Origin of the sequence: Bradyrhizobium sp. BR2003 (assembly GCF_009720285.1) — a bacterium.
Classification (GTDB): Bacteria; Pseudomonadota; Alphaproteobacteria; order Rhizobiales; family Xanthobacteraceae; genus Bradyrhizobium; species Bradyrhizobium elkanii.
Genome location: NZ_SMYJ01000009.1, coordinates 316,329 through 340,608, shown reverse-complemented (window position 1 = coordinate 340,608; position 24,280 = coordinate 316,329). Strand labels below are relative to the sequence as shown.

Annotated in this window: 20 protein-coding genes, 1 pseudogene and 1 riboswitch; of the genes and pseudogenes, 13 read left to right on the top strand and 8 right to left on the bottom strand. The window is 65.0% G+C overall.

What is annotated here, in order from left to right:
* Positions 1-543 precede the first annotated feature (543 nt).
* Positions 544-1,454 (bottom strand): annotated as a pseudogene (locus E2I15_RS06055) (amino acid ABC transporter substrate-binding protein).
* 137 nt (positions 1,455-1,591) lie between these two features.
* Complete coding sequence (locus tag E2I15_RS06050; RefSeq protein ID WP_170991443.1) at positions 1,592-2,527, bottom strand: DUF3280 domain-containing protein; 936 nt, start codon at positions 2,525-2,527, stop codon at positions 1,592-1,594.
* Positions 2,528-2,754: 227 nt separating this feature from the next.
* Between E2I15_RS06050 and E2I15_RS06045 the strand changes: the two genes are divergently transcribed.
* From E2I15_RS06045 to E2I15_RS06010, 8 genes are all read left to right on the top strand, one after another.
* Positions 2,755-4,182 (top strand): sensor histidine kinase, encoded by a 1,428-nt coding sequence (locus E2I15_RS06045; RefSeq protein ID WP_137477885.1) that lies wholly within the window; start codon positions 2,755-2,757, stop codon positions 4,180-4,182.
* Positions 4,179-4,841 (top strand): response regulator transcription factor, encoded by a 663-nt coding sequence (locus E2I15_RS06040; RefSeq protein ID WP_137477884.1) that lies wholly within the window; start codon positions 4,179-4,181, stop codon positions 4,839-4,841. Before E2I15_RS06045 ends, E2I15_RS06040 begins: the two co-directional genes overlap by 4 nt.
* Before the next feature lie 83 nt (positions 4,842-4,924).
* Positions 4,925-5,010: riboswitch (ZMP/ZTP riboswitch) on the top strand.
* A gap of 36 nt (positions 5,011-5,046) precedes the next feature.
* Positions 5,047-6,318, top strand: a complete 1,272-nt coding sequence (gene glyA, locus E2I15_RS06035) for a serine hydroxymethyltransferase (RefSeq protein ID WP_137477883.1) — start codon at positions 5,047-5,049, stop codon at positions 6,316-6,318.
* A gap of 764 nt (positions 6,319-7,082) precedes the next feature.
* Positions 7,083-7,727, top strand: a complete 645-nt coding sequence (locus E2I15_RS06030) for an HAD family hydrolase (RefSeq protein ID WP_137477914.1) — start codon at positions 7,083-7,085, stop codon at positions 7,725-7,727.
* A 2-nt stretch (positions 7,728-7,729) separates the two neighbouring features.
* Entirely contained in the window at positions 7,730-8,941 is a 1,212-nt protein-coding gene (locus tag E2I15_RS06025; protein ID WP_137477882.1) for a molybdopterin molybdotransferase MoeA, read from the top strand.
* Positions 8,942-9,183: 242 nt separating this feature from the next.
* Positions 9,184-9,888, top strand: coding sequence for a transcriptional repressor LexA (lexA, locus tag E2I15_RS06020; RefSeq protein ID WP_016841600.1), 705 nt, complete (start codon positions 9,184-9,186; stop codon positions 9,886-9,888).
* 256 nt (positions 9,889-10,144) lie between these two features.
* Positions 10,145-10,573, top strand: coding sequence for a hypothetical protein (locus E2I15_RS06015; RefSeq protein ID WP_026192810.1), 429 nt, complete (start codon positions 10,145-10,147; stop codon positions 10,571-10,573).
* Between the two features lie 145 nt (positions 10,574-10,718).
* Positions 10,719-10,946 carry a hypothetical protein gene (locus E2I15_RS06010; protein WP_069276929.1) on the top strand — a complete coding sequence of 76 codons (228 nt, stop codon included), beginning with the start codon at positions 10,719-10,721 and terminating at the stop codon, positions 10,944-10,946.
* On the opposite strand, the gene E2I15_RS06005 is transcribed toward E2I15_RS06010, so the two are convergent.
* The gene (locus E2I15_RS06005; protein ID WP_137477881.1) at positions 10,943-13,228 is read right to left on the bottom strand and encodes a ComEC/Rec2 family competence protein; all 2,286 of its coding nucleotides are present in this window, start codon (positions 13,226-13,228) and stop codon (positions 10,943-10,945) included. The two genes, E2I15_RS06010 and E2I15_RS06005, sit on opposite strands and share 4 nt — an antisense overlap.
* A gap of 428 nt (positions 13,229-13,656) precedes the next feature.
* Here E2I15_RS06005 and E2I15_RS06000 point away from each other — a divergent pair, with 428 nt between their 5' ends.
* Positions 13,657-14,985, top strand: a complete 1,329-nt coding sequence (locus E2I15_RS06000; protein WP_137477880.1) for an MFS transporter — start codon at positions 13,657-13,659, stop codon at positions 14,983-14,985.
* A gap of 206 nt (positions 14,986-15,191) precedes the next feature.
* Here E2I15_RS06000 and E2I15_RS05995 read toward each other — a convergent pair whose 3' ends face one another.
* Complete coding sequence (locus E2I15_RS05995; RefSeq protein WP_137477879.1) at positions 15,192-15,554, bottom strand: SPW repeat protein; 363 nt, start codon at positions 15,552-15,554, stop codon at positions 15,192-15,194.
* Between the two features lie 250 nt (positions 15,555-15,804).
* Here E2I15_RS05995 and E2I15_RS05990 point away from each other — a divergent pair, with 250 nt between their 5' ends.
* Together E2I15_RS05990 and glnA are read left to right on the top strand one after the other, a co-directional pair.
* On the top strand, positions 15,805-15,987 hold the full coding sequence (locus tag E2I15_RS05990; protein ID WP_028339672.1) for a hypothetical protein: 183 nt from the start codon (positions 15,805-15,807) through the stop codon (positions 15,985-15,987).
* A 107-nt stretch (positions 15,988-16,094) separates the two neighbouring features.
* Entirely contained in the window at positions 16,095-17,525 is a 1,431-nt protein-coding gene (glnA, locus tag E2I15_RS05985) for a type I glutamate--ammonia ligase (protein ID WP_137477877.1), read from the top strand.
* 387 nt (positions 17,526-17,912) lie between these two features.
* On the opposite strand, the gene E2I15_RS05980 is transcribed toward glnA, so the two are convergent.
* Together E2I15_RS05980 and E2I15_RS05975 are read right to left on the bottom strand one after the other, a co-directional pair.
* Positions 17,913-18,299, bottom strand: coding sequence for a YybH family protein (locus E2I15_RS05980; protein WP_137477876.1), 387 nt, complete (start codon positions 18,297-18,299; stop codon positions 17,913-17,915).
* Between the two features lie 45 nt (positions 18,300-18,344).
* Positions 18,345-20,024 carry a glutamine--tRNA ligase/YqeY domain fusion protein gene (locus tag E2I15_RS05975; RefSeq protein WP_137477875.1) on the bottom strand — a complete coding sequence of 560 codons (1,680 nt, stop codon included), beginning with the start codon at positions 20,022-20,024 and terminating at the stop codon, positions 18,345-18,347.
* Positions 20,025-20,202: 178 nt separating this feature from the next.
* On the opposite strand from E2I15_RS05975, the gene gltX reads away from it, so the two are divergent.
* Together gltX and gltA are read left to right on the top strand one after the other, a co-directional pair.
* Positions 20,203-21,624 (top strand): glutamate--tRNA ligase, encoded by a 1,422-nt coding sequence (gene gltX / locus E2I15_RS05970; RefSeq protein ID WP_137477874.1) that lies wholly within the window; start codon positions 20,203-20,205, stop codon positions 21,622-21,624.
* Positions 21,625-21,784: 160 nt separating this feature from the next.
* Positions 21,785-23,086, top strand: a complete 1,302-nt coding sequence (gltA, locus tag E2I15_RS05965) for a citrate synthase (protein WP_137477873.1) — start codon at positions 21,785-21,787, stop codon at positions 23,084-23,086.
* Between the two features lie 34 nt (positions 23,087-23,120).
* On the opposite strand, the gene E2I15_RS05960 is transcribed toward gltA, so the two are convergent.
* Entirely contained in the window at positions 23,121-23,456 is a 336-nt protein-coding gene (locus E2I15_RS05960; RefSeq protein ID WP_137477872.1) for an ArsR/SmtB family transcription factor, read from the bottom strand.
* Between the two features lie 6 nt (positions 23,457-23,462).
* Positions 23,463-24,122 carry an SRPBCC family protein gene (locus E2I15_RS05955; protein WP_137477871.1) on the bottom strand — a complete coding sequence of 220 codons (660 nt, stop codon included), beginning with the start codon at positions 24,120-24,122 and terminating at the stop codon, positions 23,463-23,465.
* Positions 24,123-24,280: the final 158 nt, after the last annotated feature.

Genomic DNA, 24,280 nt, shown 5'->3' with positions numbered 1-24,280 from the left:
CTCGCGGAGAGGTCGGTCGGGCAATTTGCTCCGCATTCAATCGACTTCTTCTGGTCGGCAACGCGCCATACCAGCAACGCGACCAGGACTATGATGGCGACGGTGAGCTTGGCCAATGCGTCGTGGTTCAATGTCGGCTCCGCAGAACAATCGGCATAACGAAAAAGATCAGCTGCAAGCGGAAATGTGACCCCGGCACCCTCTGGGGCCGAAGGCCGAATGCTGGGGCGTCCACCGGGCCCGCATTCGATTCGGGCCGGCGCACGTCATGATGGTACGGTCCCGGCGCGGTCTGCAAGCTTCTCAGTCTGCATGGCAGCATGGCGCAACCGGCCGCAGCCGGTTGGAACATTGTCATCGGTGTGCGGTTCAGAGGCTGTCCTCTGATTCATTGCCCCAGAGGCACACACCACCTCCTGCGGCCCCAGCCGTCACGCTGGGGCCGTAAATCATTGGAGGCACACGGACTGCTGTTGGTCACGGGGTGAGTGAACGATCTCCGAGAACCACAATCGATTTGCGCGGGCGCGTCTGCAAGAGCCGCTACTTCGCAACCTCGTACACATCGGGATCGAAGCTCGAGCTCGGATTGGCGAACGCGTGGCGCAGCGCCGGCGACATCGGCACGTTGTAATTGATACCTTTCGGCGGGGTCGGCGCTTCCAGCCATTTCCTGTACATGACCTCGATCCCGGGGCTCTTGTAGAGCTCCGCCGTGGCGCGGTCGGTGAGCGCCTTGAACGGGATGTCATCCCTGCGCAGCATGATGCCGAACGGCTCTGCCTTCGAGAACGCCTCCTCGCTGATCATGTAGAGCGAAGGCTGCTTCGACCGCGCGATCGCAACCGCGAGCTGGACGTCGTCGAGCGCGTAGGCCTCGGCGCGATCGGTCTCCAGCATCAGGAACGCCTCGGCCTGGTCCTTGGCCGGGAAACGTTGATGCCGAGCTTGCGTTCGGTATTGACCTTGATGAGCTGCGTCAGGTTCACCGAGCCCGCAACGGCGGTGACCGACTTGCCCTTGAGATCGTCGATCGTGTTGATCCCAGCGGACTTCTTGGCGGCAAAGCGTGTCGCGCTGAGGAAGTGCGTGTTGGTGAAGGTCACCTGCTTCTGGCGGTCCGCGCTGTTGGTGGTCGCCGAGCAATGCAGATCGACCGTGCCGTTGACCATCAGCGGAATGCGGTTCGACGAAGTCACCGGGAGGTAGTCGACGGCGATGTCAGATACGCCGAGCTCCTTCTTCACGGCATCGACGATCTTCAGGCAGATGTCGAGCGCAAAGCCGATCGGCCGCTGATTGTCGTCGAGATAGCTGAAGGGAACGGAAGCCTCCTGAAAGCCGAGCGTGACCTTCTTCGTCTCCTTGATCTTCTGCAGCGTACCCGACAGCTCTTCGGCCGTCGCGGGGCTTGCGGCGAGCGTGAGAGCGAAGAGGATGGCGGGCAAACGCATCGGCGGCTCCTGTGCGGTGATCAGACGGCGGTGATAGCGCACGCATGAACCCGGAGCCAGATGACGGTGTGTCTAGCAGCTATCGCACTTTGCTATGGTGCGCCTGCCACAGTTGCAGTTGCAGCCGCGGCGCATCCCTAGCGCTGCGCCCCACCCTCGAGCAGGCGGTCGCCGACCAGGCGGACCGCGCCACGGGTCCAGGAATAATCGGCTCCCATCCGCAGGCCGCTGTCGCCGCGTGAGACGACCGCGCCGCTGCGGGCGTCGCGCAGCTGGAAGCCGATCGTGTATTCGGTCCGGCTGACCCGCCTGATGACGCCGATCAGCGATTGATCGGCGCCGAGCTGCTGCGCGATCGCGGCTTCACAGCCGTCGCAGTCGCGCAGCGCACGTGCCTTGACCGGCTCCGCGGTCGCGGCGCCGGTATCGACCAGGCGGTAGCGGCCCGACTGCGCAAGCCGGTCACGCACGCCCTTGGTGACATCGGCGAGGTAGGCTGCATCGGCGTCGGCAAGGCCGGACGACGGCGCCGCGGAGGTGTCCTCGAGCTCGAATTCGAACACCGCAAGCCCGATCGGCGCGGCCGTGGCGGTCTGTGCCGGCGGCAGCGCCGCCGCGAGAACGCCGCGCACCTCGCGCGACACGAACGTCCGCGCATGGTCCCATGCCTCGTCAGTGTCGCCGCGAAACGTGTAGAGCTTCTCGTAGAGCACCTGGTTCGCTTCGACATCGATGACCGCCACCTTGGCCCACTGCACCAGCGTGCTCATCTTCTGCACGCCGCCGACCACCTTGATCCGGGCCTCGCCTGCGGGCGCCGTCGATGGCACCAGGCGATAGCGCGGCTCCGCGGCGACGTCGGCGCGCAGCGCGCGCATGAACGCGTCGAGCCGCTTCTGATGCGCGGCGGTCTGGTCGATCACCTCGCCCGAGGTGTCGACATAGCTGAAATCGTCGATGCTGACGCCAAGCGGCAACACCGTCGCTGCGCCGGCTTCGGCGCGCAGTGGACAAGGTCCGGCCAGAAGGCCGATCAACGCAAGGGCGTGCAAGACGAGACGGGACTGATGCATGGTCTGGGCCTTTCGGATGCTGGCGCGGGCGGGTCGGTCGCAGCCTAGGCCGGCGCGCCTCCGCGCCGCAGCGGAGTGCCTCCCGCCCGGTGCCGGGAAAATTTCACGACGATGGTCCGCGCCCATGGCGGCGCTTCTCGGCGCCTCCGTTCTGCCGTTTAATGTGCGCGACGGCCCTGCCCGCGACCGCGCACTGAGGCTCGTCTGCGATCTCTGAGGATACGCCAATGTGGATTTGGTCCGGAAGCGATCTGAAACTGCGGCTGACGTTGCGCGTGGCGATCGTCTCGACGCTCTGCTTTGCCGTCATCTCCGGCTATTTCCTGATCGAGGCCGACCGCTCGGTACGCGGGCGGATCGCGGCCGTCGCCGATGTCGCCGCCAAGACGCTGGAGTTGCAGCAGAGCAAGATCCAGTGGCTGAACAATGCGCGTTCCGGCTTTCCCGATCTCGACAGCGTTGCCGCTACGGTCATGACACCGGGACTGTGCATCGCCTTTCGCAGCAATAGCGGCGAGATCAGCCAACGCTTCTGCGGCGGCGCGCAGACTGACACGGCAGCGCCGCCGCTGGCCTTCGCGGCGCTTTATCGCCGCCTGTTCGATCCCGGCCGCGAGGCGGTGCGGCAGGTGGTTTCGCGCGGCAACGCCATCGGCGAGGCGGTGGCCTGGATCGATCCGGCGGTGCCGACCGCCGAGGCCTGGCACGATGCCGGCCGGCTGATGGCGGTGTTCATGATCGCGCTGCCGCTGCTCTGCGCCCTGGTCTATGCGGCGCTCGCGCGCGCGCTGCGTCCGACGCGGCAGATCCGCGACGGGCTCGAGCGGATCGCCGCAGGCGACCTCGCCGCGCGCCTGCCGGCGTTCGATCTCGCCGAACTGTCGGCGATCGGCGACGTCTTCAACCAGCTCGCCGAGCGCCTCTCCGCCGCGCTCTCCGACCGCAACGCGCTGACGCAGAAACTGATCCTGGTGCAGGACGAGGAGCGCCGGCACCTCGCGCGCGAGCTGCATGACGAGTTCGGGCAGTCGCTGGCCGCCATCCGCGCGCTCGCCGCCTCGGCGCGGCAGAGCGCGGCCGCGGATTGCCCGCCCTTGCTCGCCGAATGCGATGGTATCGCGCGGACCGCGACCGACATGATGGAGACGTTGCGCGGTGCCCTCTTCCGGCTCCGCCCGCCCGATGTCGACGAACTCGGACTTGCGGCCAGCCTGGAGGGCCTGGTTGCCGGCTGGAACGGCCGCAGCCGGGGACAGCCGCGGTTCGAGATCACCATATCGGGATCGTTCGAGCGCCTTGCCGCCTCCGTCGGCGCCAATCTCTACCGCATCGTGCAGGAGGCGCTCACCAACGCCGCCAAGCATGCCGGCGCCACGCGCGTGATGCTGCGGCTTGAGATGCACGAGGCGCCCCCCGGCGGCGGCAACAGCGCGATCGCGCTCGCGATCGACGATGACGGCCAGCCCGGCGATCCCGATCCCAAAGGCGATCCCCAGCTCAGGTCCGGCCTCGGCCTGCTCGGCATGCGCGAACGGGTCGCCGCGCTGGGCGGGCGGCTCAGCTTCGAGACCGGACAGCCCAGCGGCTCCTCGCTCCGCGTCATCGTTCCCGTCGCGGCCAGCCGAGAGGCTGCACCGGCGGAGCGCGCGGCATGAGCCATGCGGCACGAACCATCATGCTGGTCGACGACCACGCCGTCGTCCGGGAGGGCTACCGGGCGATGCTGCAGAAGCAGCCGGGCCTCTGCGTCGTCGCCGAAGCCTCCGACGGCGTCGAGGCCTACCGCCTCTACAAGGAGACCGGGCCCGACCTCGTCATCATGGACCTCTCGATGCCCGGCATCGGCGGCATCGAGGCCATCCGCCGCCTCCGGCAGTGGGACAGGCGCGCAAGAATCCTGGTGTTCACCATGCACCAGAACGCGGCCTTTGCCGTGCAGGCGATCCGCGCCGGCGCGAGCGGCTATGTCACCAAGACCAGCCCGCCGGAGACGCTGGTGCACGCCGTGATGGATGCGCTGTCGGGCAAGATCGCGATCAGCCCGGATATCGACCACGAGCTCGCGCTCAGCCACCTTGCCGGCGAGACGAAGGCTGCCGACCTCCTGACCGCGCGGGAATTCGAGGTGCTGCGGATGCTGCTCGCGGAAAACACCACCGAGGAAATCGCCGAGGCGCTGCACCTCAGCCCCAAGACGGTCGCGAACCTGCATTCCCTGATCAAGGACAAGCTCGGCGTCGGCACCGATATCGAGTTGGTCCGCCTCGCGCTGCGACAAGGCCTCCTGACGCAGCTCGATCTCGGCGAGCGCTGAGCCCGCGGCGGCGACAGCCAACTCTTGCGAGCGCGCCGGGGATTGGATAACCTTCTGCTCGCGATGAGTTCCGCAGGCTCATTCGCCCCTCGCGCGACTGGCGAGCTTACGTGGAATTGACCACGGTGAAGCGCGAAGGGTTCTAGCGCCGTTCGCCTGGGCAACCCGTTCAGCTGATGATCCAGCGTCTTAGGGAGCCCGGACCATGCCGTCATTCCGCAATGAACTCCACCTCAACGATTCGGAAGTTGCCCTTGCGCTCGAGGGCGAAGAGCGCCGCCAGCAAGACGGCGTCGAGCTGATTCCGTCGGAAAACTACACCTATCCCGAGGTTCTCGAGCTGCTTGGATCGGTGTTCACCAACAAGTATTCCGAGGGCTATCCGGGACGCCGCTATTACGGCGGCCAGGAATTTACCGACCAGATAGAGAACCTTGCCCGACAGCGAGCTTGCGCGCTGTTTCGCGCCGAACATGCCAACGTTCAGCCTCTGTCCGGGTCGCCAATGAACCAGGCCGTGTATCTGGGCCTGCTGCAGCCCGGCGATACGATATTGGCAATGGACCTGTCACACGGCGGCCATCTCACCCATGGCGCGCCGGTGTCGCACATGGGGCGGCTCTTCAACTTCGCCCGCTACAAGACGCAGCCATCAAACGGCGGCGCCATCGATTTCGATGCGCTCCGCGCCATGGCCCGGCACGTCCGTCCGAAGCTGGTGCTGTGCGGCTACAGCTCCTATCCGCGCGATTTGGATTATGCGTCCTTCAAGAGCATCGCCGATGAGGTGGGTGCACTGACCATGGCCGACGTCAGCCATTACGGCGGCCTGATCGCCGGCAACGCCTTGCGCAATCCGCTCGATGCGGGTTTCGACGTGATGACGACGACATCGCACAAGACGCTTCGGGGGCCGCGCGGCGGCATCGTTCTTTGTCGCCGGGAGTTCGCCGGCAAGATCGACGCATCGGTGTTCCCGGGATTGCAGGGAGGTCCGCACATGAACGTTGTGGCCGGAACCGCGGTCGCGCTGAAGAAGGCATCGACGTCCGATTTTCAGGCCCACGCAAGGCTGGTCATGCGCAACGCGAAGGTCCTGGCCGAAGCATTGATGGAACGCGGCATGACGTTGATCACCGGCGGAACCGACAATCACATGATGGTTGTGGATACGGTGGCCAGCGTCGGCCTGGACGGCGGCGCGGCCGAGAACATCCTCGACGCCGTCGGGATCACCGCAAACAAGCAGATCATTCCCGACGATCCGCGTCCGCCGCTCAAGCCGAGCGGCATTCGCCTCGGGACGCCGGCGGCGACCACGCGCGGCATGGGCGAGCCCGAAATGCGCCTTATCGCCGAACTCATTGCGGAATCCCTCCGGTCGAAGGGAGATGCAGCGGTCGTCAAGCGACTGAGATCGAACAGCGTCGAGATGTGCCGCGCTTTCCCCGTTCCGGGGATCGCGCCGCCCTCATAGGCGGCCGAGCCGCGCTCCTGTTCCGCGTTCGTCGCGTCGCTCGTCCGGGTGTGCGGCCTGCATGGGCACGTCATGAAGGTTCCCCGACAACGACCGGAACGGAAATTGATGCTGTTCGTTGGACCGCATGAATCTCGAAGACGGAGCGTTCAACCCGTGACCCGGAAAACCTTGCAAGCACGCTCGGAGCAGGCGCTCGTCGTCATCATTCTCAGCACCGGTGCGCTGATCGGTTACCTCGGCTTGGCGCTGTCCCGGATGTGAGAGCTACGCCCGGCGGGCACCAAGCCGCCGGCAAGCATCAAGCCGCCGGCAGGCATGCAGGCATCAAGTCGCTCGGTGCCCTGAAAGCTCGCGCGTGTGCCCGACGTGGCCCCCCCGCAAAAATATAGGTTGCAACGAAGAAAGCTCGGACAAATCATGTCGCGAGAAAGCGGATGTTTGACGCACAAGCGACAACACGCCCGGCGTCGTCCCGGCCTGGTGCGCAATTGCGCACGGGGGGCCGGGACGACTGCGGTGGATGTGGCGCGAGCTGGCGTTCTTTCTTCCTTCTGGAAGGGTAGCAAATCACGCCTTCTGCTTCGCGACCTCTCGGCGCAAGCACAGCCGTCTCTGGAATACTGGATCACCCGCATGCGGCATGCGCGGGTGATGACACTGTGCGTGCAGGGACGACAGCACGCTTAACGCCCGTCGCACACCTGCCGCACAAATCGAGGACATTGCCGCCTGCTCGCAATTCTCGTACACGGTTTCACGCAATGACCTCGCCACTCTCTCCCAACTCCGTCGACGTGCTGCTGTTCGATATCGGCCGCGTCGTGCTCGACATCAACTTTGACAAGGTGATGGCGCACTGGGCGCAGCACGCCGGCTGTGCGCCCGGCGAACTCGCCACGCGCTTTGTCGTCGACGACAGTTTCAAGCATCACGAGATCGGCCGGATCGACGACGCGGCGTTCTTCGAAAGCCTGCGCCGGACGCTCGACATCGACATCACGGACGCCCAGTTCCTCGAAGGCTGGAATGCGATCTTCACCGGCGAGATGCCGGGCATCGCCCCGCTGCTCGCGGCGGCCGCCGAGCGAATGCCGCTCTACGCCTTCTCCAACACCAATCCGGCCCATGTCGCGCATTTCTCGGTCACCCATGCCGAGCTGCTCAGCCATTTTCGCGACGTCTTCCTTTCCTCGAGCATCGGCTTCCGCAAACCCGACGCCGAAGCCTATGATCATGTGGTAAAAGCCATCGGCGTGCCGGCGTCGCGGATCCTGTTCTTCGACGACCTGGCCGCCAATATCGAAGGTGCGCGGGCGCGCGGCCTTCATGCTATCCACGTGACATCGACGGATGACGTGGCACGGGCTTTGACCGCACTTGGTATTTTAGGAATTGAGGAGCTCTGAGCGTGGCCCTGATGCCGGTTGCCGATGCCCTGTCCGCCGTCCTTGCCGGCGCCGAACCGCTGCCGGAGGAGATGGTCGCGCTCGATGCCGCCTACCACCGCACGCTGGCGCACGACCTCGCGGCGCTCCGCACCCAGCCGCCGCAGCCGATGTCGGCGATGGACGGCTATGCCGTGCGCGCCGCCGATGCGGCCGATCTGAAGGCCCGGCTCAAGGTGATCGGCGAAGTCGCCGCCGGTCGGCCGTTCGAGCGGACAGTCGGCGCCGGCGAGGCGGTGCGGATCTTCACCGGTGGCGTGATCCCCAATGGGGCCGACGCCGTGATCATCCAGGAAGACACCGCCGTCGACGGCGACCACATCACGATCACGGAGACCGCCAGCGTCGGGCGGCACATCCGCCCGGCCGGGGTCGACTTCCGTGCGGGCGAGGTGCTGCTCGACGGCGGCAGCCGCCTGTCCGACCGCGCGCTGTCGCTGGCGGCCGCCATGAACTATCCGGAACTTGCGGTGCGCTGCCGCCCGAAGGTCGCGGTGCTGGCGACCGGCGATGAACTGGTGATGCCGGGCTCGCAGCCCGGCCCCGGCCAGATCGTCTACTCCAACGGCTACGCGCTGCGGGCGCTGGCGCGCGCCGAGGGCGCCGAGACCGTCGACCTCGGCGTTGCCGCCGACACAATGGAGGCGACCACGGCCGGCATCCGCCGGGCGCGCGAGGCCGGCGCCGATGTCCTGATCACGACGGGCGGCGCCTCGGTCGGCGACCACGATCTCGTCAAGCGGTCGCTGGAAGCCGAGGGCGTCGAGATGGCGTTCTGGCGGATCGCGATGCGGCCGGGCAAGCCGATGATGCACGGCCGGCTCGGCGCGATGCGGGTGATCGGCCTGCCCGGCAATCCGGTGTCGTCCTATGTCTGCGCTTTCCTGTTCCTGGTGCCGTTGATTCGGGCGCTGAGCGGCCGGAAAGTGATTCATCATCGCCGCACGAGCGCCCTGCTCGGCCGCGACCTCGCCGCCAACGACCAGCGCGAGGACTATCTGCGGGCACGGCTCGAAGCGCGCGAGGACGGCACGTTGATCGCAACGCCGGTGACGCAGCAGGACTCGTCGCTGCTCGGGAATCTCGCTGCGGCACGGGCACTTCTCGTGCGTCCGCCGTTCGCGGCAGCGGCCGTCAAGGGCAGCGAATGCGAGATTCTGACACTGCCCGAATAGGGTTTTCATGCCCCACCGATCGTGCGTTGCCTGATCCGTTCACCGGAAATTAAGTGGTTGCGGAACACATATCGAACATATAGTGTCCGTTCATGATTTGTTTCGAGTACTGGTGTCTACAATCGGGAAGCCGCGTGGAAGCAAGTGCAACGAGCACATGCTCCTGAGGTCAGGCCCGCCTGAAGGCCCCACCAGAAGAGTCTCGGAATCGAACGACGCTATCAACCGGGGGAATGCTCGAGATGCTCACGCGCAAACAGTACGAACTTCTGCGTTTCATCAATGAACGTCTGAAAGAGGCCGGCGTACCGCCCTCCTTCGACGAGATGAAGGATGCGCTCGACCTGCGCTCGAAGTCCGGTATCCACCGCCTGATCACTGCGCTGGAGGAGCGCGGCTTCATCCGCCGCCTGCCGAACCGCGCCCGCGCCATCGAGGTCATCAAGCTGCCCGAACTCTCGGCTGGCGGCGGCAACGGCCGACGCGGCTTCACGCCCAGCGTCATCGAAGGCACCCTCGGCCGGCGCGCCAGCACGCCGCCGATCGCCGAGGACGACGGCAACCGTCCGGTCGCGGTCCCCGTGATGGGCCGGATCGCCGCCGGTACGCCGATCGAGGCGCTGCAGACCCGCAGCCACACCATCAGCGTGCCGCCCGACATGCTCGGCGCCGGCGAGCACTATGCGCTCGAGGTGCGCGGCGACTCGATGGTCGATGCCGGCATCCTCGACGGCGACATGGCGCTGATCCAGCGCAACGACGTCGCCAACACCGGCGACATCGTGGTGGCGCTGATCGACGAGGAGGAAGCCACCCTGAAGCGCTTCCGCCGCCGCGGCGCATCGATCGCGCTCGAGCCGGCCAACACCGCCTATGAAGTGCGCATCCTGCCGCCGAACCGGGTGCGCATCCAGGGCAAGCTGATCGGCCTGTATCGCAAATACTGAATTGCAAATACTTGCGGCGGCCGGGAACGAGCAACACGTCGGATCGTTCCTTGCATGATAGCGTAGCGTACGGCCTGCCCGATGCGCTCCGATACCTCTCGCGCAGCGTCGCGTGTTTGTGATCGGGGTCGGTCTCGGACCAGTCGTACAATCGCCCAGAAACGAGCAGAAGCTCGTTCGCTATCGTCCACTCTGGTAGAGGCCCCAATGCCTCAAGAGAGGCACGGGTCGCTACCTCGAAATGAGGAGCCATCCGATGTGTGACTATAGTCTGCACGCCGTGGCATCGCGCCCCGCCATTGTCGGAGAGACGCTGATCACGACGACGTTCCGCGGCACGTCGACCCGCGGTTTTGCTTCGGAGAACGATCCCACTGTCGCGGTCTGCATGCTGCCGGGCACCGAGCTCGCTTTCGCCGAGAACGTTCGCTACGACAGCCGCTGGATCTGGACCAAGACGCTGAACTATCGCGTCGGCGTATTCAACGAAGTCGAGCCCGACGTGCCCGATCGGCATCATGACGCGGTCGAATTCCCCGACGGCAGCCATGTGCTGGTGACCCAGCTGGTCGAGGGACAGCGCGTCAGCGTGCTGCAATTGCCGGCGCTGCATCCGCCGGTCGAGCAGAAGCCGAAGGTTGTGGAGCGGCGGCCCTCCGCATTCGCAACGCTGTTTTTGGGTTGAGCGCATCGTCGCCGCGGAATGGGCTGTTCGGCGGCGGATGACCTAAGCAATTTCGGGCGACCCCGGACTCCCGCTTCCGGGGCGCAGGAGGGAATTTGCGTCAGCCGGCGCCTTGGCGCATCATCGGGCACGGAGGACGTGCGCGGTGGTCGATAAGGTCACATGGCAAAAGGCTGGACGCGTCACGGAACCGGGCCGCTACATGTTCCGGTTCGGTTGGCTGACGGTGACGGCCGACGACCTGAAAGTCTGGGAGCAATTTCCCGAGGCTTCCTTCACGCTCGTCAAGAAGCCCGATGCCGGCCCCGACTCCGACGAATACCATCTCGGCCTGTTCGAGCTCCCGAGCGCCCCCTCCCCGGACCACCGCTAATCATCGCCCTGCAGATCGGTCTCGGCCGGCGTCGCATCCACGGCAGGCCGCGGTGCGGCGGCGGGTGCGCGCAGCGTCGTCTCGCTCTCGCCGTCGCCGGGAACCGCCGGCGACCACGGCCGGTCGATCCCGCCGGGCTTGACCGCATCGACGGCGTAACCGTCCCTGCTCCGCCGCAGCACCAGCGCGCCGTGGCGCCGCAGCCGCTCGGCATCGATTACCGATGCCGCGCAGCCCTGCGGTACCGGCCGCGCCGTCACGATCAGGCCTGCGCGCTCGCAGTCGTCCGCCAGCGCCTCCGGCCGGGTCGCCAGCGCGACGAAGGCGCCGCCGGGTCCCTGGGTCACGCAGCCGCCGGCATCGCACGAGACGCCCTCGCCGAGCGACGCATCGGTGGCGGTCCGCGCGTCGGCGTCCGCCGCCAGCCACTCCTTGACCAGGAACGCATCCTTGGCGCTGTGCATCAAATGCAGCCGCCCGTCGCCGCCGCGCACCGCGACGTTGCGGCCGTCGCCGGAGACCAGCACGTCCGGCTGCGGCACCCTGAGCGCCCAGACCGAGGCCGCCAGCAGCAGCACCGCGCCCGACCAGCGCAGCGGCGTGCGCAGCAGCCCGAGCAGGATGATGCCGGCACTCGCTGCGATCAGCGGCCCGATCCCGAACGCCGCTATGCGGCCGACCGCGCCTGGCAGTGCGGCGACCCATTGCGTCACCAGGATCATCCAGTCGATGCCAAGACCCATGATCGCCCAGAACACGCCGTCGAAGCCGAACGGCATGGCGACGAGCCCCAGCAGGCCGGCCGGCATCACGACCGCCGACACGACAGGCATCGCCGCGAGGTTGGCGAACAGCCCGTAGGGCGTCACGCGGTGGAAATGGAACGCGGCGTAGGGCGTCGTCGCCAGCCCCGCCACCAGCGAGGCCAGCATCAGCATCGTGAGTTCGCGGCCGCCCCACAGCGCAACCCGTGCGGTCGCCGAATGGTCGGGCGACGCGAATAGGTTCGGTAGCCCGATCTGCACCAGCGCCACCAGCCCGAGCGTCGCCGCAAACGACATCTGGAAACTCGGATGCACCAGCGCCTCCGGCGCGATCGCGAGCACGATCAGCGCCGCCACCGCCAGCGTACGGAAGGTGATCGCGCGGCGGTCGACGATCACGGCCAGCAGCACCACGGCCGTCATGAAGAACGACCGTTGCGTCGCGACCTCCGCACCCGACAGCAACAGATAGAATGCCGCGGCGACAAGCGCGGCCGCCGCGGCCCATTTCTTGATCGGATGCCCCGCCGTCAGCGCCGGAAACAGCGCGAGCAGCGCGCGCACCGCGAAGAACACGACGCCGGCGACCACGGCCATGTGGTAGCCGGAGATCGACAGCACATGGCCGAGCCCCGAGATGAACATCGCATCGTTGACCGGCGTCGAGATCGCGTCGCGCCGGCCGGTGAGCAGCGCGGTCGCGATCGCGCGCTGGTCGCCGTCGAGCGTGGTGCGAATCCGCGCGTCGATGGCGTCGCGCAGGCCTTGCATGAAGGCGGCGTAGCGCAGCGCAAAGCCGCCGGTCGCAGGCGGCTCCCTGGTTTTGACCGCGCCCATCACGAAGCCGGAGGCGCCGATGCCCTGGAAATACAGGTCGCGTCCGAAATCATAGGAGCCCGGGCGCTGCGGCCCGAGCGGCGGCAACAGCCTTGCCTTCAACTCGACGAAGCTGCCGACGTCGGGCGCCGTGCCCTTCTTCACCGAGAGCCGGACCCGATCGAGCTTCGTCATGTCGCGCGGGCTCTCCATCGAAACCACGCGCAGCACGAAACGATCGGTCTTCTCGCGGATGTCGCGCGTCTCGACGAAGCCGGTCAGCGCCACCGAGAACATCGGCCGCGCCAGCACCGTGTGAGCAACGCGCGCCGTCTTCCAGGTCGCCGTCGCAAAGCCCGCGGCCACCGCGGCCAGCATCGCGATGACGGGAAACACGCTGCGCCGTCGCAGCAGCAGCGCCAGCAGGCAGAGCAGGATTGCGACGGTGGCCGCGACCGACAGCACCGGCTCGTGCTCGGCCGCGAAATAGAAGGCGATACCGGCGCCGAACGCCACCGGCACCCATGGCAACAACCGGCCCGCGCCAGCCTCCGCACGCGCCCATTGCCGCAATGTGTCGACGACAGGCTTCCAGATGCCGACGCGCGCCGGGAGAAAGCCGCCGGCCGGCGCAGCCGCGCGCGGCGGCCACGTCCCCGCGTAGCCGCGTTTGCCGCCCGGCGTCGTGCCCTGCTCCGCCATTCCGCTTGCGATCCCTGCCGGGCGGCAGGCTAGCGGATGGCCCCGTCCCCCGACTAGCGGAACGGATGCAGAATACGGACCCGGCAACGCCCGGGTGGATCGTCCTGCGCCTTGCCGACCTCGCGCCGGGCCACAGCTGCCGCCTGCGTCATATCGATCGAGCCGAAAGTCTCATAAAGATACCGATCACATTAGGAATAGACTGTCCCGATGCCTCCACTCCCGGAGAGACAGGGATGAGGCAGTGACGGCTCGCGGCACGTAAGGCCGCTGGAGCTCCTCTCAGGCGGCCACAACTCCCCTGAGATCAGGCGTTGCGGACGAACGCGCAAATCTCGCCTGTAACGCCGCGCACCACGCGCACTCCGCGAGCGGATAGATCGCTGAAAAACGCGAGGAGTAGCGTTTGCATTTGAGAGGAGCGACACATGGCAATTCAAGTACCGAGCGATTTTCGTCGCGTGATTGTCGCCGCGTCAGTGGGAAACATCATTGAATGGTACGACTTTTATATTTTTGGCAGCCTGGCCGCGGTTCTGTCGGTCAAGTTCTTTGAGCAATCCCACCCCGTCGCAGCCCTGCTGAGCACGATCGCGCTGTTCACTGCGGGATTCCTGATCCGCCCGCTGGGGGCCTTCCTGTTCGGATGGATGGGCGATCGGGTCGGCCGCAAATATACATTCCTCATTACGCTGAGCGGAATGGGCCTGGGAACGGGAGCGATCGGACTGATCCCGACTTATCAGTCGATCGGCCTGACGGCCGCATTCATCCTGTTCGGCTTGCGGATGATCCAGGGTCTCTGCCTGGGCGGCGAGTATGGCGGCGCCATCACCTACGTCGCCGAGCATGTTCCGGACGACCGCCGCGGCTACTACACCGGCTGGCTACAAACCTCGCCGACACTCGGGATAGTGGTGTCGCTGGCCGTGATCGTTCTGACCCGAACCTGGGCCGGCAATCAGGCCTTTGACGAATGGGCGTGGCGCGTACCGTTCCTGGTCTCGTTCCTGCTGGTGGCCATCGCCATCTACATCCGCCTGCAGCTTCAGGAGACGCCGATTTTCCAGGAGATCAAGGCACGCGGACAGATGACCAGGAATCCCTGGCGTGAAGCTTTCCTCAGCGCCAACATCAAGTACATCTTGATCGCGATCGTCGTCCTGATCGGGCAGGGCGTGGTCTGGTACAGTGGTCAATTCTGGGCACTGTACTTCCTGCAGCAGGTCTCCAAGGTCGATGCGGTTACCTCGGCCTACATTGTGGGAGCCGCACTGTTGATCGCGACGCCGAGCCTGATCTTCTTTGGTTGGCTGTCGGATCAGATCGGCCGCAAATCCGTGATCCTCGGAGGCATGCTGCTTGCCGCGATCACCTACTATCCGCTCTATCTGTGGCTCGGCATGGTCACGCAGCCGGGACACATCAACTATCCGGTCGCCGTCTTCATCATCTTCATCCTCGTCTGCTACGTCGGGATGGTGTACGGGCCGGTCGGCGCGTTTCTGGCGGAGTTTTTCCCGGCCAGGATCAGGTACACCTCGGTCTCGGTGCCGTATCATATCGGCAATGGTTGGGGCGGCGGATTGGTACCCTTCATCACATCAGCCGCCTTCGCAGCGACCGGCAGCATCGGCTACGCGCTGATCTACCCGATTGTCGTTCCCGCGGTGTGCTTCGTGATCGCCGTTTTCATCATGCCCGAGACACGCAAGACCAGAATCTTGGAGCAGATCGAGGCGAAAGCCGCATCGTGACGGAGTCACCTTGCTGACGGGCGACCAGCGCCCCGTTCCGATGGGATCGGAACGGGGGTCTGGAATCTTGTTTTGACGCATTTTCTTTACGCGAAGCGGTATCCGCATTACGTCGGAGCCGGATGGAGGGGATTCCGCGCTACGCAGTTCCAACCTCTCCGGCCGCCTTTGGTGGCGGTCAGGCCAACGGCTCAGTCAGCTCCCTCTCAGCCGGCTCGGTGATGCCAGCGATCGTGCCACCAGGTGGCAAAATCACGATCCATCGCCAGCTCCCAGCAAGCGAGCACGATCACCACGATGCCGGAAAGCACGCTGCTCGTCGTGACCGATCCCTGCTGGTAGCTGAACGTCCAGGGTGCGACTACCAGAGCCAACCCCATCAGCATCTCACCCCATTCCTCCAGATAGGACGGAATGATGAATGCCTCCAAGGCGAACAGCACGACGCCCAATCCGAGCGCGATGGAGATCCAGAGAGCTGCCCCGGAGAAGCCCAGAGCAAACGGCGATGCAACCAGCCAGGCGCCCACCAACAGGCTGGCAGCATCCTGCCAGTGTTGAATGCGCATGATCCTCACCTCCTTCTTCCGAAGACATGGTGCGGCGCGGACAAAAAAGCATCGGTCCGACCTGCGATGTGTTGCCGCTGCCGATCCGTAGCCCACGTCCAGCCGGGCGTCCCCGCTACCCGGGAAAGGGCTCTTGCAATCGCGTCGCAGCAAGATGCACACTGTGTGCGCTTGACCAGGTGTCAACGTCTGCGGTTCGCGGCCCGACCGGTATTTGCGGTTGCGCTCAGGACGGGAGGAGGATGACGCCATGCGAGAAATCGAAATCCACAACTATGCGCGGCAGTTGCTCGAGGCACATGGCGCCAAGGCCATTGCGGAAGCTGCCCAAAACGCCATCGAGCTCGAAGCAAAAGGCGAGGCCGAGCTGGCCAGGACCTGGCGACATATCGAAGACGCCATGAAGCTGATGCGCGGGCCACACCAGAGCTGAGGCTGCCAGCAAGCAGAACGTGGAGCGGGACCCGTTCGAGCCTCGCGATGGCGGCTTGAACGGCAGCACAATCTCACGACGCGGCTCTCCATGACAGGAGTGAAGCCATGTTTCCGAAGTGCGCAACAGCCGAAGATATCGTGAAGGCGGTCAAGGACGAGAACGTGCAGATGATCGATCTGCGTTTCATCGATTTGCCGGGGGCATGGCAACATTTTTCCGTCCCTCCGAGCGCGGCGAGCGTCGATGCCCTCGGAGATGGAATTGGCTTCGACGGCTCATCGATCCGCGGCTTTCAGGAAATCCAGGAAAGCGACATGCTGGTTGTTCCGGACCCGACCACGGCCTTTCTCGACCCGTATTCCACCGCACCCACCCTGGTATTGATCTGCAACATCCGCGACCCTGTGACCGGTCAATCCTATAGCCGTGATGCCCGGTACATCGCCCAGAAAGCCGAAACCCACCTGAAGGCGACAGGCCACGCCGATATCAGCTACTTCGGTCCGGAGGCGGAATTCTTCGTGTTCGACAGCGTGCGCTACGGACAGGGCATCAATTACGCTTTCCACGAAATCGATTCCGATGAAGGCAGCTGGAACACCGGCTCGGAGGAAGCGCCCAATCTGGGACACAAGCCGCGCCCGAAAGAGGGATACTTTCCGGTACCCCCGACGGACAGCATGCAGGCGCTCCGCACCGAAATGGTGTTGACCATGGAGCAGCTGGGCATCCAGATCGAAGCCCATCACCATGAAGTCGCGACCGGTGGGCAGAACGAAATCGACATGCGCTTCACCACGCTGACGCGCATGGCTGACAATCTGATGATCTACAAATACGTGGTGAAGAACACCGCCCGCCAGAACGGCATGACCGCGACATTCATGCCGAAACCTTTGTTCGAGGACAACGCGTCTGGAATGCATGTTCATCAGTCGCTGTGGAAAGGCGAGACCAACCTGTTCTACGACAGGGGCGACTATGCCGAACTGAGTCAGCTCGCCCGCCACTACATCGGCGGCCTGCTGACCCACGCCTGGGCGTTGTGCGGGCTTTGCGCCCCGACCACGAACTCCTATCGGCGTCTGGTGCCGGGCTATGAGGCTCCGATCAATCTGGTCTATTCCCAGCGCAATCGGTCAGCCTGCTGCCGCATTCCGATGTATTCGCCGAACCCAAATGCCAAGCGTGTCGAATTTCGCTCGCCGGATCCTTCCTGCAATCCCTATCTGGCTTTTGCCGCAATGCTGATGGCCGGCCTCGACGGAATCCGCAACAAGATCGACCCGGGCAGCCCGATCGACAAGAACCTCTACGACCTGCCGCCCGCTGAGGCGAAGGAGGTGAAGTCGACGCCGGGGTCGCTGGATCAAGCGCTGGACGCGCTCGAACGCGATCATGCATTCCTGCTGCGCAACGATGTCTTCACCGCCGATGTGATCGAAACATGGCTCGACTACAAGCGGAAGAAGGAGGTCGATCCCATCAGATTGCGACCTCATCCCTACGAGTTCCATTTGTACTACGACATCTAGCGGCGACCGCACGCTCTGTGCGGACCAACCCAGTGCTCGATCAGGGGACTCGTCTCCGGTCACCACGGCGTCGGATGCCTGAGTCGCTCGTCCAGTCGGGGCGGTCCAACGCCCGGAAGCCGCCCTCGGCAGCCTACGACCTTCGTCCCTCCTCGCGATACAACGAGATCCGGATAGCCTGCAGTTGGGTGCAAGATCGCTTGGATGAGCGGCAGCCGCGGGTCGCGTGACGCCCGGCCCCCCGCGCACTGCTTACGCACTCTCCCTGACTACGAGGGCCCGCCGGCCCTCGACTTTTTGTGTCACGCTTCAGCGCGAAACCTAGGAGCTTCTTTTCCCGGCGCGTTTTCTTCACGCGAACCGGTGTCCACTTCGCTCGAAATCGCTCTAGATCAGCGGCGTCTGCGACGAGACGTGGTGGCAGACGATCTTCCAGTCGCCGTCCTCGCGCGCGATCACCCAGGTGATCTTGACGGCGAGCGAGGGCGCGTCGCCGTCGAGGAAGAATGACGCGATGCCCGCCATGTTGACGAGATCGGCATTGACCCGTTCCGCCCTGACATCGCTGAACCGAACCCGCGGCGCGCGCCAGCGCGGCAGACCGTCAAAATAGGCTTTGACGCCGTCGCGGCCGCGATACAGCGTCGGGTTCGAGCCGAAGAAGAACGCGCTCTTCGAATAGAGCGCGCTTAGCGCATCCGCATCGAGCCTGCTGAAGCCCGCCGACCATCTGGCGATGATGGCGGAGGCGATCTCGTTGGATTCGTCAGGCATCGATCCCCCCGTCCGCTGGTCCGCGCGGGACGCGCTTCCTCTCGGCTAGCCCTTGCCGCCGACTTCCTTGGCGAAGGTGTCGCGCAGGCCGATCGTGCGGTTGAACACCAGCCGGTCCGGCGTCGAATCCGCATCGCGCACGAAATAGCCTTGCCGCTCGAATTGCATCGGGTCGGGCGAATTGCTCTCGGCGATCGCCGGCTCGACGCGCGCATCCTTTAGCACTTCGAGCGACTGCGGATTGAGATCGGCGGCGAAATCGGCCGCGTTCGGGCTCGGATTGGCGAACAGCTGGTTGTAGATACGGATCTCCGCCGGCTTCGACTGCGCCGCCGGCAACCAGTGCATCGTCGCCTTGACCTTGCGGCCGTCGGGCGCGTTGCCGCCCTTGGTTGCGGGATCGTAGGTCGCGCGGAGTTCGACGATCTCGCCGGCATCGTTCTTCACCACGCCGGTACACTTGATGAAATAGGCATAGCGCAGCCGCACCTCATTGCCGGGCGAGAGGCGGTAGAACTTCTTCGGCGGATTCTCCATGAAGTCGTCGCGCTCGATGTAGAGCTCGCGGCCGAACGCGATCTTGCGGGTGCCGGCTTCCGGATTGTCGGGATGGTTGATCGCCTCGATCTCCTCGACCTGCCCTTCCGGATAATTCTCGATCACCACCTTGAGCGGCCGCAGCACCGCCATCCGGCGCAGTGCCGTGCGGTTCAGTTCCTCGCGGATGCAGAACTCGAGCATGCCGACATCGACCACGCTGTTGGCCTTGGCGACGCCGATGCGCTTGATGAATTCACGCACCGCCGCCGGCGGCACGCCGCGCCGCTTCAAGCCGGCAATCGTCGGCATGCGCGGATCGTCCCAGCCCGAGACGTGGCCGTCGCGGACGAGCTGCGTCAGCACGCGCTTGGACAGCAGCGTATAGGTCAGGTTCAGCCGTGCCATTTCGTACTGGCGCGGCTTCGAGGGCACCGGCAGCTTGTCGAGCAGCCACTCATAGAGCGGGCGGTGATCCTCGAATTCCAGCGTACAGATCGAATGGGTGATGCCCTCGATCGCGTCGGACTGGCCGTGCGCGTAGTCGTAGCTCGGATAGATCGACCACTTGTCGCCGGTGCGCGGATGGTGGGCGTGCAGGATGCGGTAGAGCACGGGGTCGCGCAGGTTGATGTTGCCGGCGGCCATGTCGATCCTGGCGCGCAGCACGCGTGCGCCGTTCGAGAACTCTCCGGCCTTCATGCGGCGGAACAGGTCGAGGTTCTCCTCGATCGAGCGGTCGCGGAACGGCGAGTTCTTGCCGGGCTCGGTCAGCGTGCCGCGGGAAATGCGGATCTCCTCCTGCGACTGATCGTCGACATAGGCATAGCCGGCCTTGATCAGGCCCTCGGCCCAATCGTACAGGCGCTCGAAATAGTCCGACGCATAGAACAGGTTGGCTCCCCAGTCGTAGCCGAGCCAATGGACGTCGGCCTGGATGGAGTCGATGTACTCCTGCTCCTCCTTGGTCGGATTGGTGTCGTCGAAGCGCAAATTGCACTGGCCGCCGAACTCCTGCGCGATGCCGAAATTCAGGGCGATCGACTTGGCGTGGCCGATATGGAGGTAGCCGTTCGGCTCCGGCGGAAAACGGGTCACGATCCGGTTGTGCCTGTGGGAGGAGAGATCGGCCTGGACGATGTCGCGGATGAAGTCGCGCCCTGCCTCTGCCGTCGTGTCAGTCGTCATCAAAGGGTTCCCTGGAGGAGTCAGCTCAACCTTCTGCCAAATTCGTGCCGTCCGGCCAAGTCCGGTTTCAAGCCTGGTTTCAAGTTTGCTTTGGCGGGCAAAAGGTCAGCCCGGGGGTTTAGTTATGTCCGGTTCCTGTTATACACCACGGCCGTTCCCGCATACGTCTCGCTCGATCATGACCAAACCCGTCGTTACCCGCTTCGCCCCCTCACCGACCGGCTTCCTCCATATCGGAGGTGCCCGCACCGCGCTGTTCAACTGGCTCTATGCCAGGAAGCTCGGCGGCAAGATGCTGCTCCGGATCGAGGACACCGACCGTGAACGCTCGACCAAGGAGGCGATCGACGCCATCCTGGACGGCCTGAAATGGCTCGAACTCGATTGGGACGGCGAGGTCATCTACCAGTTCAGCCGCGCCGCCCGCCATCGCGAGGTCGCCGAAAGCCTGCTCGCCGCCGGGCGCGCCTATTACTGCTATGCCTCGCCGGAAGAGCTCACCGCGATGCGCGAGAAGGCGCGCGCCGAGGGCCGCACCCGCCTCTATGACGGCATGTGGCGTGACCGCGATCCGGCCACCGCGCCTGCTGGCATCAAGCCGACCATCCGCCTCAAGGCCCCGCAGACCGGCGAAACCGTGATCGAGGACCAGGTACAGGGCCGCGTGGTCTGGCAGAACGAGAACCTCGACGACCTCGTCCTGCTCCGCGGCGACGGCACCCCGACCTACATGCTCGCGGTCGTGGTCGACGACCACGATATGGGCGTCACTCACATCATCCGTGGCGACGATCACCTGATCAACGCCGCGCGTCAGAAGCAGATCTACGACGCGCTGGAGTGGGAACTGCCGAGCATGTCCCACATTCCGCTGATCCACGGTCCCGACGGCTCGAAACTGTCGAAGCGCCATGGCGCGCTCGGCGTCGATGCCTACCGCGCGCTCGGCTACCTGCCGGCCGCCTTGCGCAACTACCTTGTCCGGCTCGGCTGGAGCCATGGCGATCAGGAAATCTTCTCGACCCAGGAGATGATCGACGCGTTCGACCTCGCGGGCATCGGCCGTTCTGCGGCGCGGTTCGATTTCGCCAAGCTGGAGAACCTCAACGGTCACTATATCCGGCAGAGCGACGATCAATCCCTCGTGACCCAGTTCGAGAGCGTGCTGGATTATGTTCCCGAGGGCGCCGCGCTGAAGGCCAAGCTCAACGACACCACCCGTGCGCAATTGCTGCGGGCAATGCCGAGCCTGAAGGAGCGCGCCAAGACGCTGATCGAGCTGATCGCGGGCGCCTACTTCATCTTCGCCGATCGTCCGCTCGCGCTCGATCCGAAAGCGGCGGCGCTGCTGACGCCGGAAACGCGCGCGTTGATCGGCCGCCTGCGTACCGCGCTGGAGACCGTCAACGACTGGACGGCGGAAACCACCGAGACCGCGATGCGGAATTTCGCCGAGCAGAACAACCTGAAACTCGGCGCCGTCGCCCAGCCGCTGCGGGTGGCGCTGACGGGACGTACGACGTCGCCGGGCATATTCGACGTGCTGGCCGTGCTGGGACGCCAGGAGTGCCTTGCCCGCCTCGCCGATCAGGCGGCGTGATCCTGCATGGACCCCCTCCAGGGTCCATCTTGCAGCGCACATGGCAATGAGCTACCCAATCCGGGACGCTTTCTCCACAAGCCGTTCCGCCCCGCCATGGGCCGCAATTTAGCGACTGGGCAAGGTCGGTTTTCGCAACGAATTCATCGGGGATATCACGATGGACGCAAAATCCAGCAAGACAGCCACACTCACCATCGGCAACAAGAACTACGATTTCCCGATCCTGAGCGGCACGGTCGGGCCTGATGTCATCGACATCGGCAAGCTCTACGGCCAGGCCGGGGTGTTCACCTACGACCCCGGCTTCACCTCGACCGGCAGCTGCCAGTCGAAGATCACCTACATCGACGGCGATGCCGGCGTTCTCGAATACCGCGGCTATCCGATCGAGCAGCTCGCCGAGCACGGCGACTTCCTCGAGACCTGCTACCTGCTGCTGTACGGAGATCTTCCGACTCCGGCGCAGAAGAAGGACTTCGACTATCGCGTGATCCATCACACGATGGTGCATGAGCAGATGGCGCGGTTCTTCCAGGGCTTCCGCCGCGACGCTCACCCGATGGCGATCATGGTTGCTGCCGTCGGCGCGCTGGCCGCGTTCTACCACGACTCCACCGACATCAACGATCCGCGGCAACGCATGATCGCCTCGATGCGAATGATCGCGAAGGTACCGACGCTGGCGGCGATGGCGTACAAGTACACGATCGGCCAGCCCTTCGTGTATCCGAAGAACTCGCTCTCGTTTGCCGAGAACTTCCTCAACATGTGCTTCGCGGTGCCCTGCGAGGAGTACAAGATCAATCCGGTGCTCGCCGACGCACTCGACAAGATCTTCATCCTGCACGCCGATCACGAGCAGAACGCCTCGACCTCGACGGTGCGCATTGCCGGCTCCTCGGGCGCCAACCCGTTCGCCTGCATCGCGGCCGGCATCGCCTGCCTGTGGGGCCCGGCGCATGGCGGCGCCAACGAGGCCGCGCTCAACATGCTCTACGGCATCGGCAAGGTCGAAAACATTCCGGACTTCATCGCCAAGGTGAAGGACAAGAACAGCGAAGTTCGCCTGATGGGCTTCGGCCACCGCGTCTACAAGAACTACGATCCGCGCGCCAAGATCATGCAGAAGATGTGTCACGCGGTGCTGAAGGAGACCGGCCACGGCGACGATCCGATGCTCAAGGTCGCGATGGAGCTCGAGAAGATCGCGCTCAGCGATCCCTACTTCATCGATCGCAAGCTCTACCCGAACGTCGACTTCTATTCGGGCATCACGCTGAAGGCGATGGGCTTCCCGGTCTCGATGTTCACCGTGCTGTTCGCGGTCGCCCGCACCGTCGGCTGGATCAGCCAGTGGAGCGAGATGATCGAGGATCCGCAGCAGAAGATCGGCCGTCCGCGCCAGCTCTACACCGGCGTCGCGCGCCGCGACTATGTGCAGATCGACAAGCGCAAGTAAGCTGCATCGCTCAAGAAAATCCGGGACGGCGCCATCATTCCTGATGGCGCCGTTTTCGTTTGCCCCGCGCGACTTCGGTCGCGATCGCGTCCAGGCGCGGCAGCCAGAACGCCCGGAACCGGCCGAGCCAGTCGTCGACCTCGCGCAGCCGCGCCGGCTCGACCGCGTAGATGCGGCGCGTACCCTCGGCGCGCACCGACGCGAAACCGGCGTCCCGCAAGATCCGCAATTGCTGCGAGACCGCCGACTGGGTGATGCCGAACTCGCGCTGCACGACGGCAACGACGTCGCCCGAACTGTGCTCGCCGGTCGCCAATAGCTCCAGGATGCGCCGGCGGACGGGATCGCCGAGGATGTCGAAGGCGTGCATCTCTCGTTAGCCTCCGCTCCCCGGCTCCGGCTCGCCGCAATAGGCCGCCGTGGTATTTGCGGCCGATCTGCGCGCCGCAGCCTCCTCGGTGCCCGCCGCGATCGAGGCCCTGCACCAATCCTCGCTGGCGCGGCGGATCAATTCCTTGCCGTCGTCGGTTGCCGGCCACGCCGACGCCGCGGCGCGGTCGAATTCCTCGCCGGGCGGCATGGCCAGATAGAGCGCGAGCCCGAGCAGCGCGAGATCCCAGCCGACGCCGACCGCACCGGCCCCGTAGCGGTCCCAGAAGTCGCCCTCGATCACCGAGAGGTGTTCCAATTCCAGGCGCGTGGCGTCCGGGCCATTCGCGGCCAGCGTCACGGTAACCCAGCTGACCGTGCCCATGGACTCCCACGTGACGGCAAGCCGGCGCGGCGGCTCACACGTCGTGATCTCGCCGCCTGCGTGGCCCTGGAACTGATAGCGGCCGCCAAGTCTCAGGTCGCCCGAGATCGGCAGGAACCAGCGCGGAATGCGTTCGGGGTTGGTCAGCACATCCCAGAGATCGGCGATGCCGGTGTCGTAGCTGCGGGTCGCGATCACCGCCCGCGCCGGCTTGCCGTCGCGTGTCCGGAAGGCGACTTCGCGAACGACGGCTCCGACATAGGCGACCGGATCGATCTTCATGGCTGGCTCCGTACTAATATTAGCTATAGCTAATATTAGTACGGTCTAAATATTCAGCGCAAGCGGGATCGTTGCGGCGGGATGTCGCCGCTGAACGCGAACACGATCGATTGGCTAAAGCATGATCCGGAAAAGTGCGATTCAACCTAATCACATCG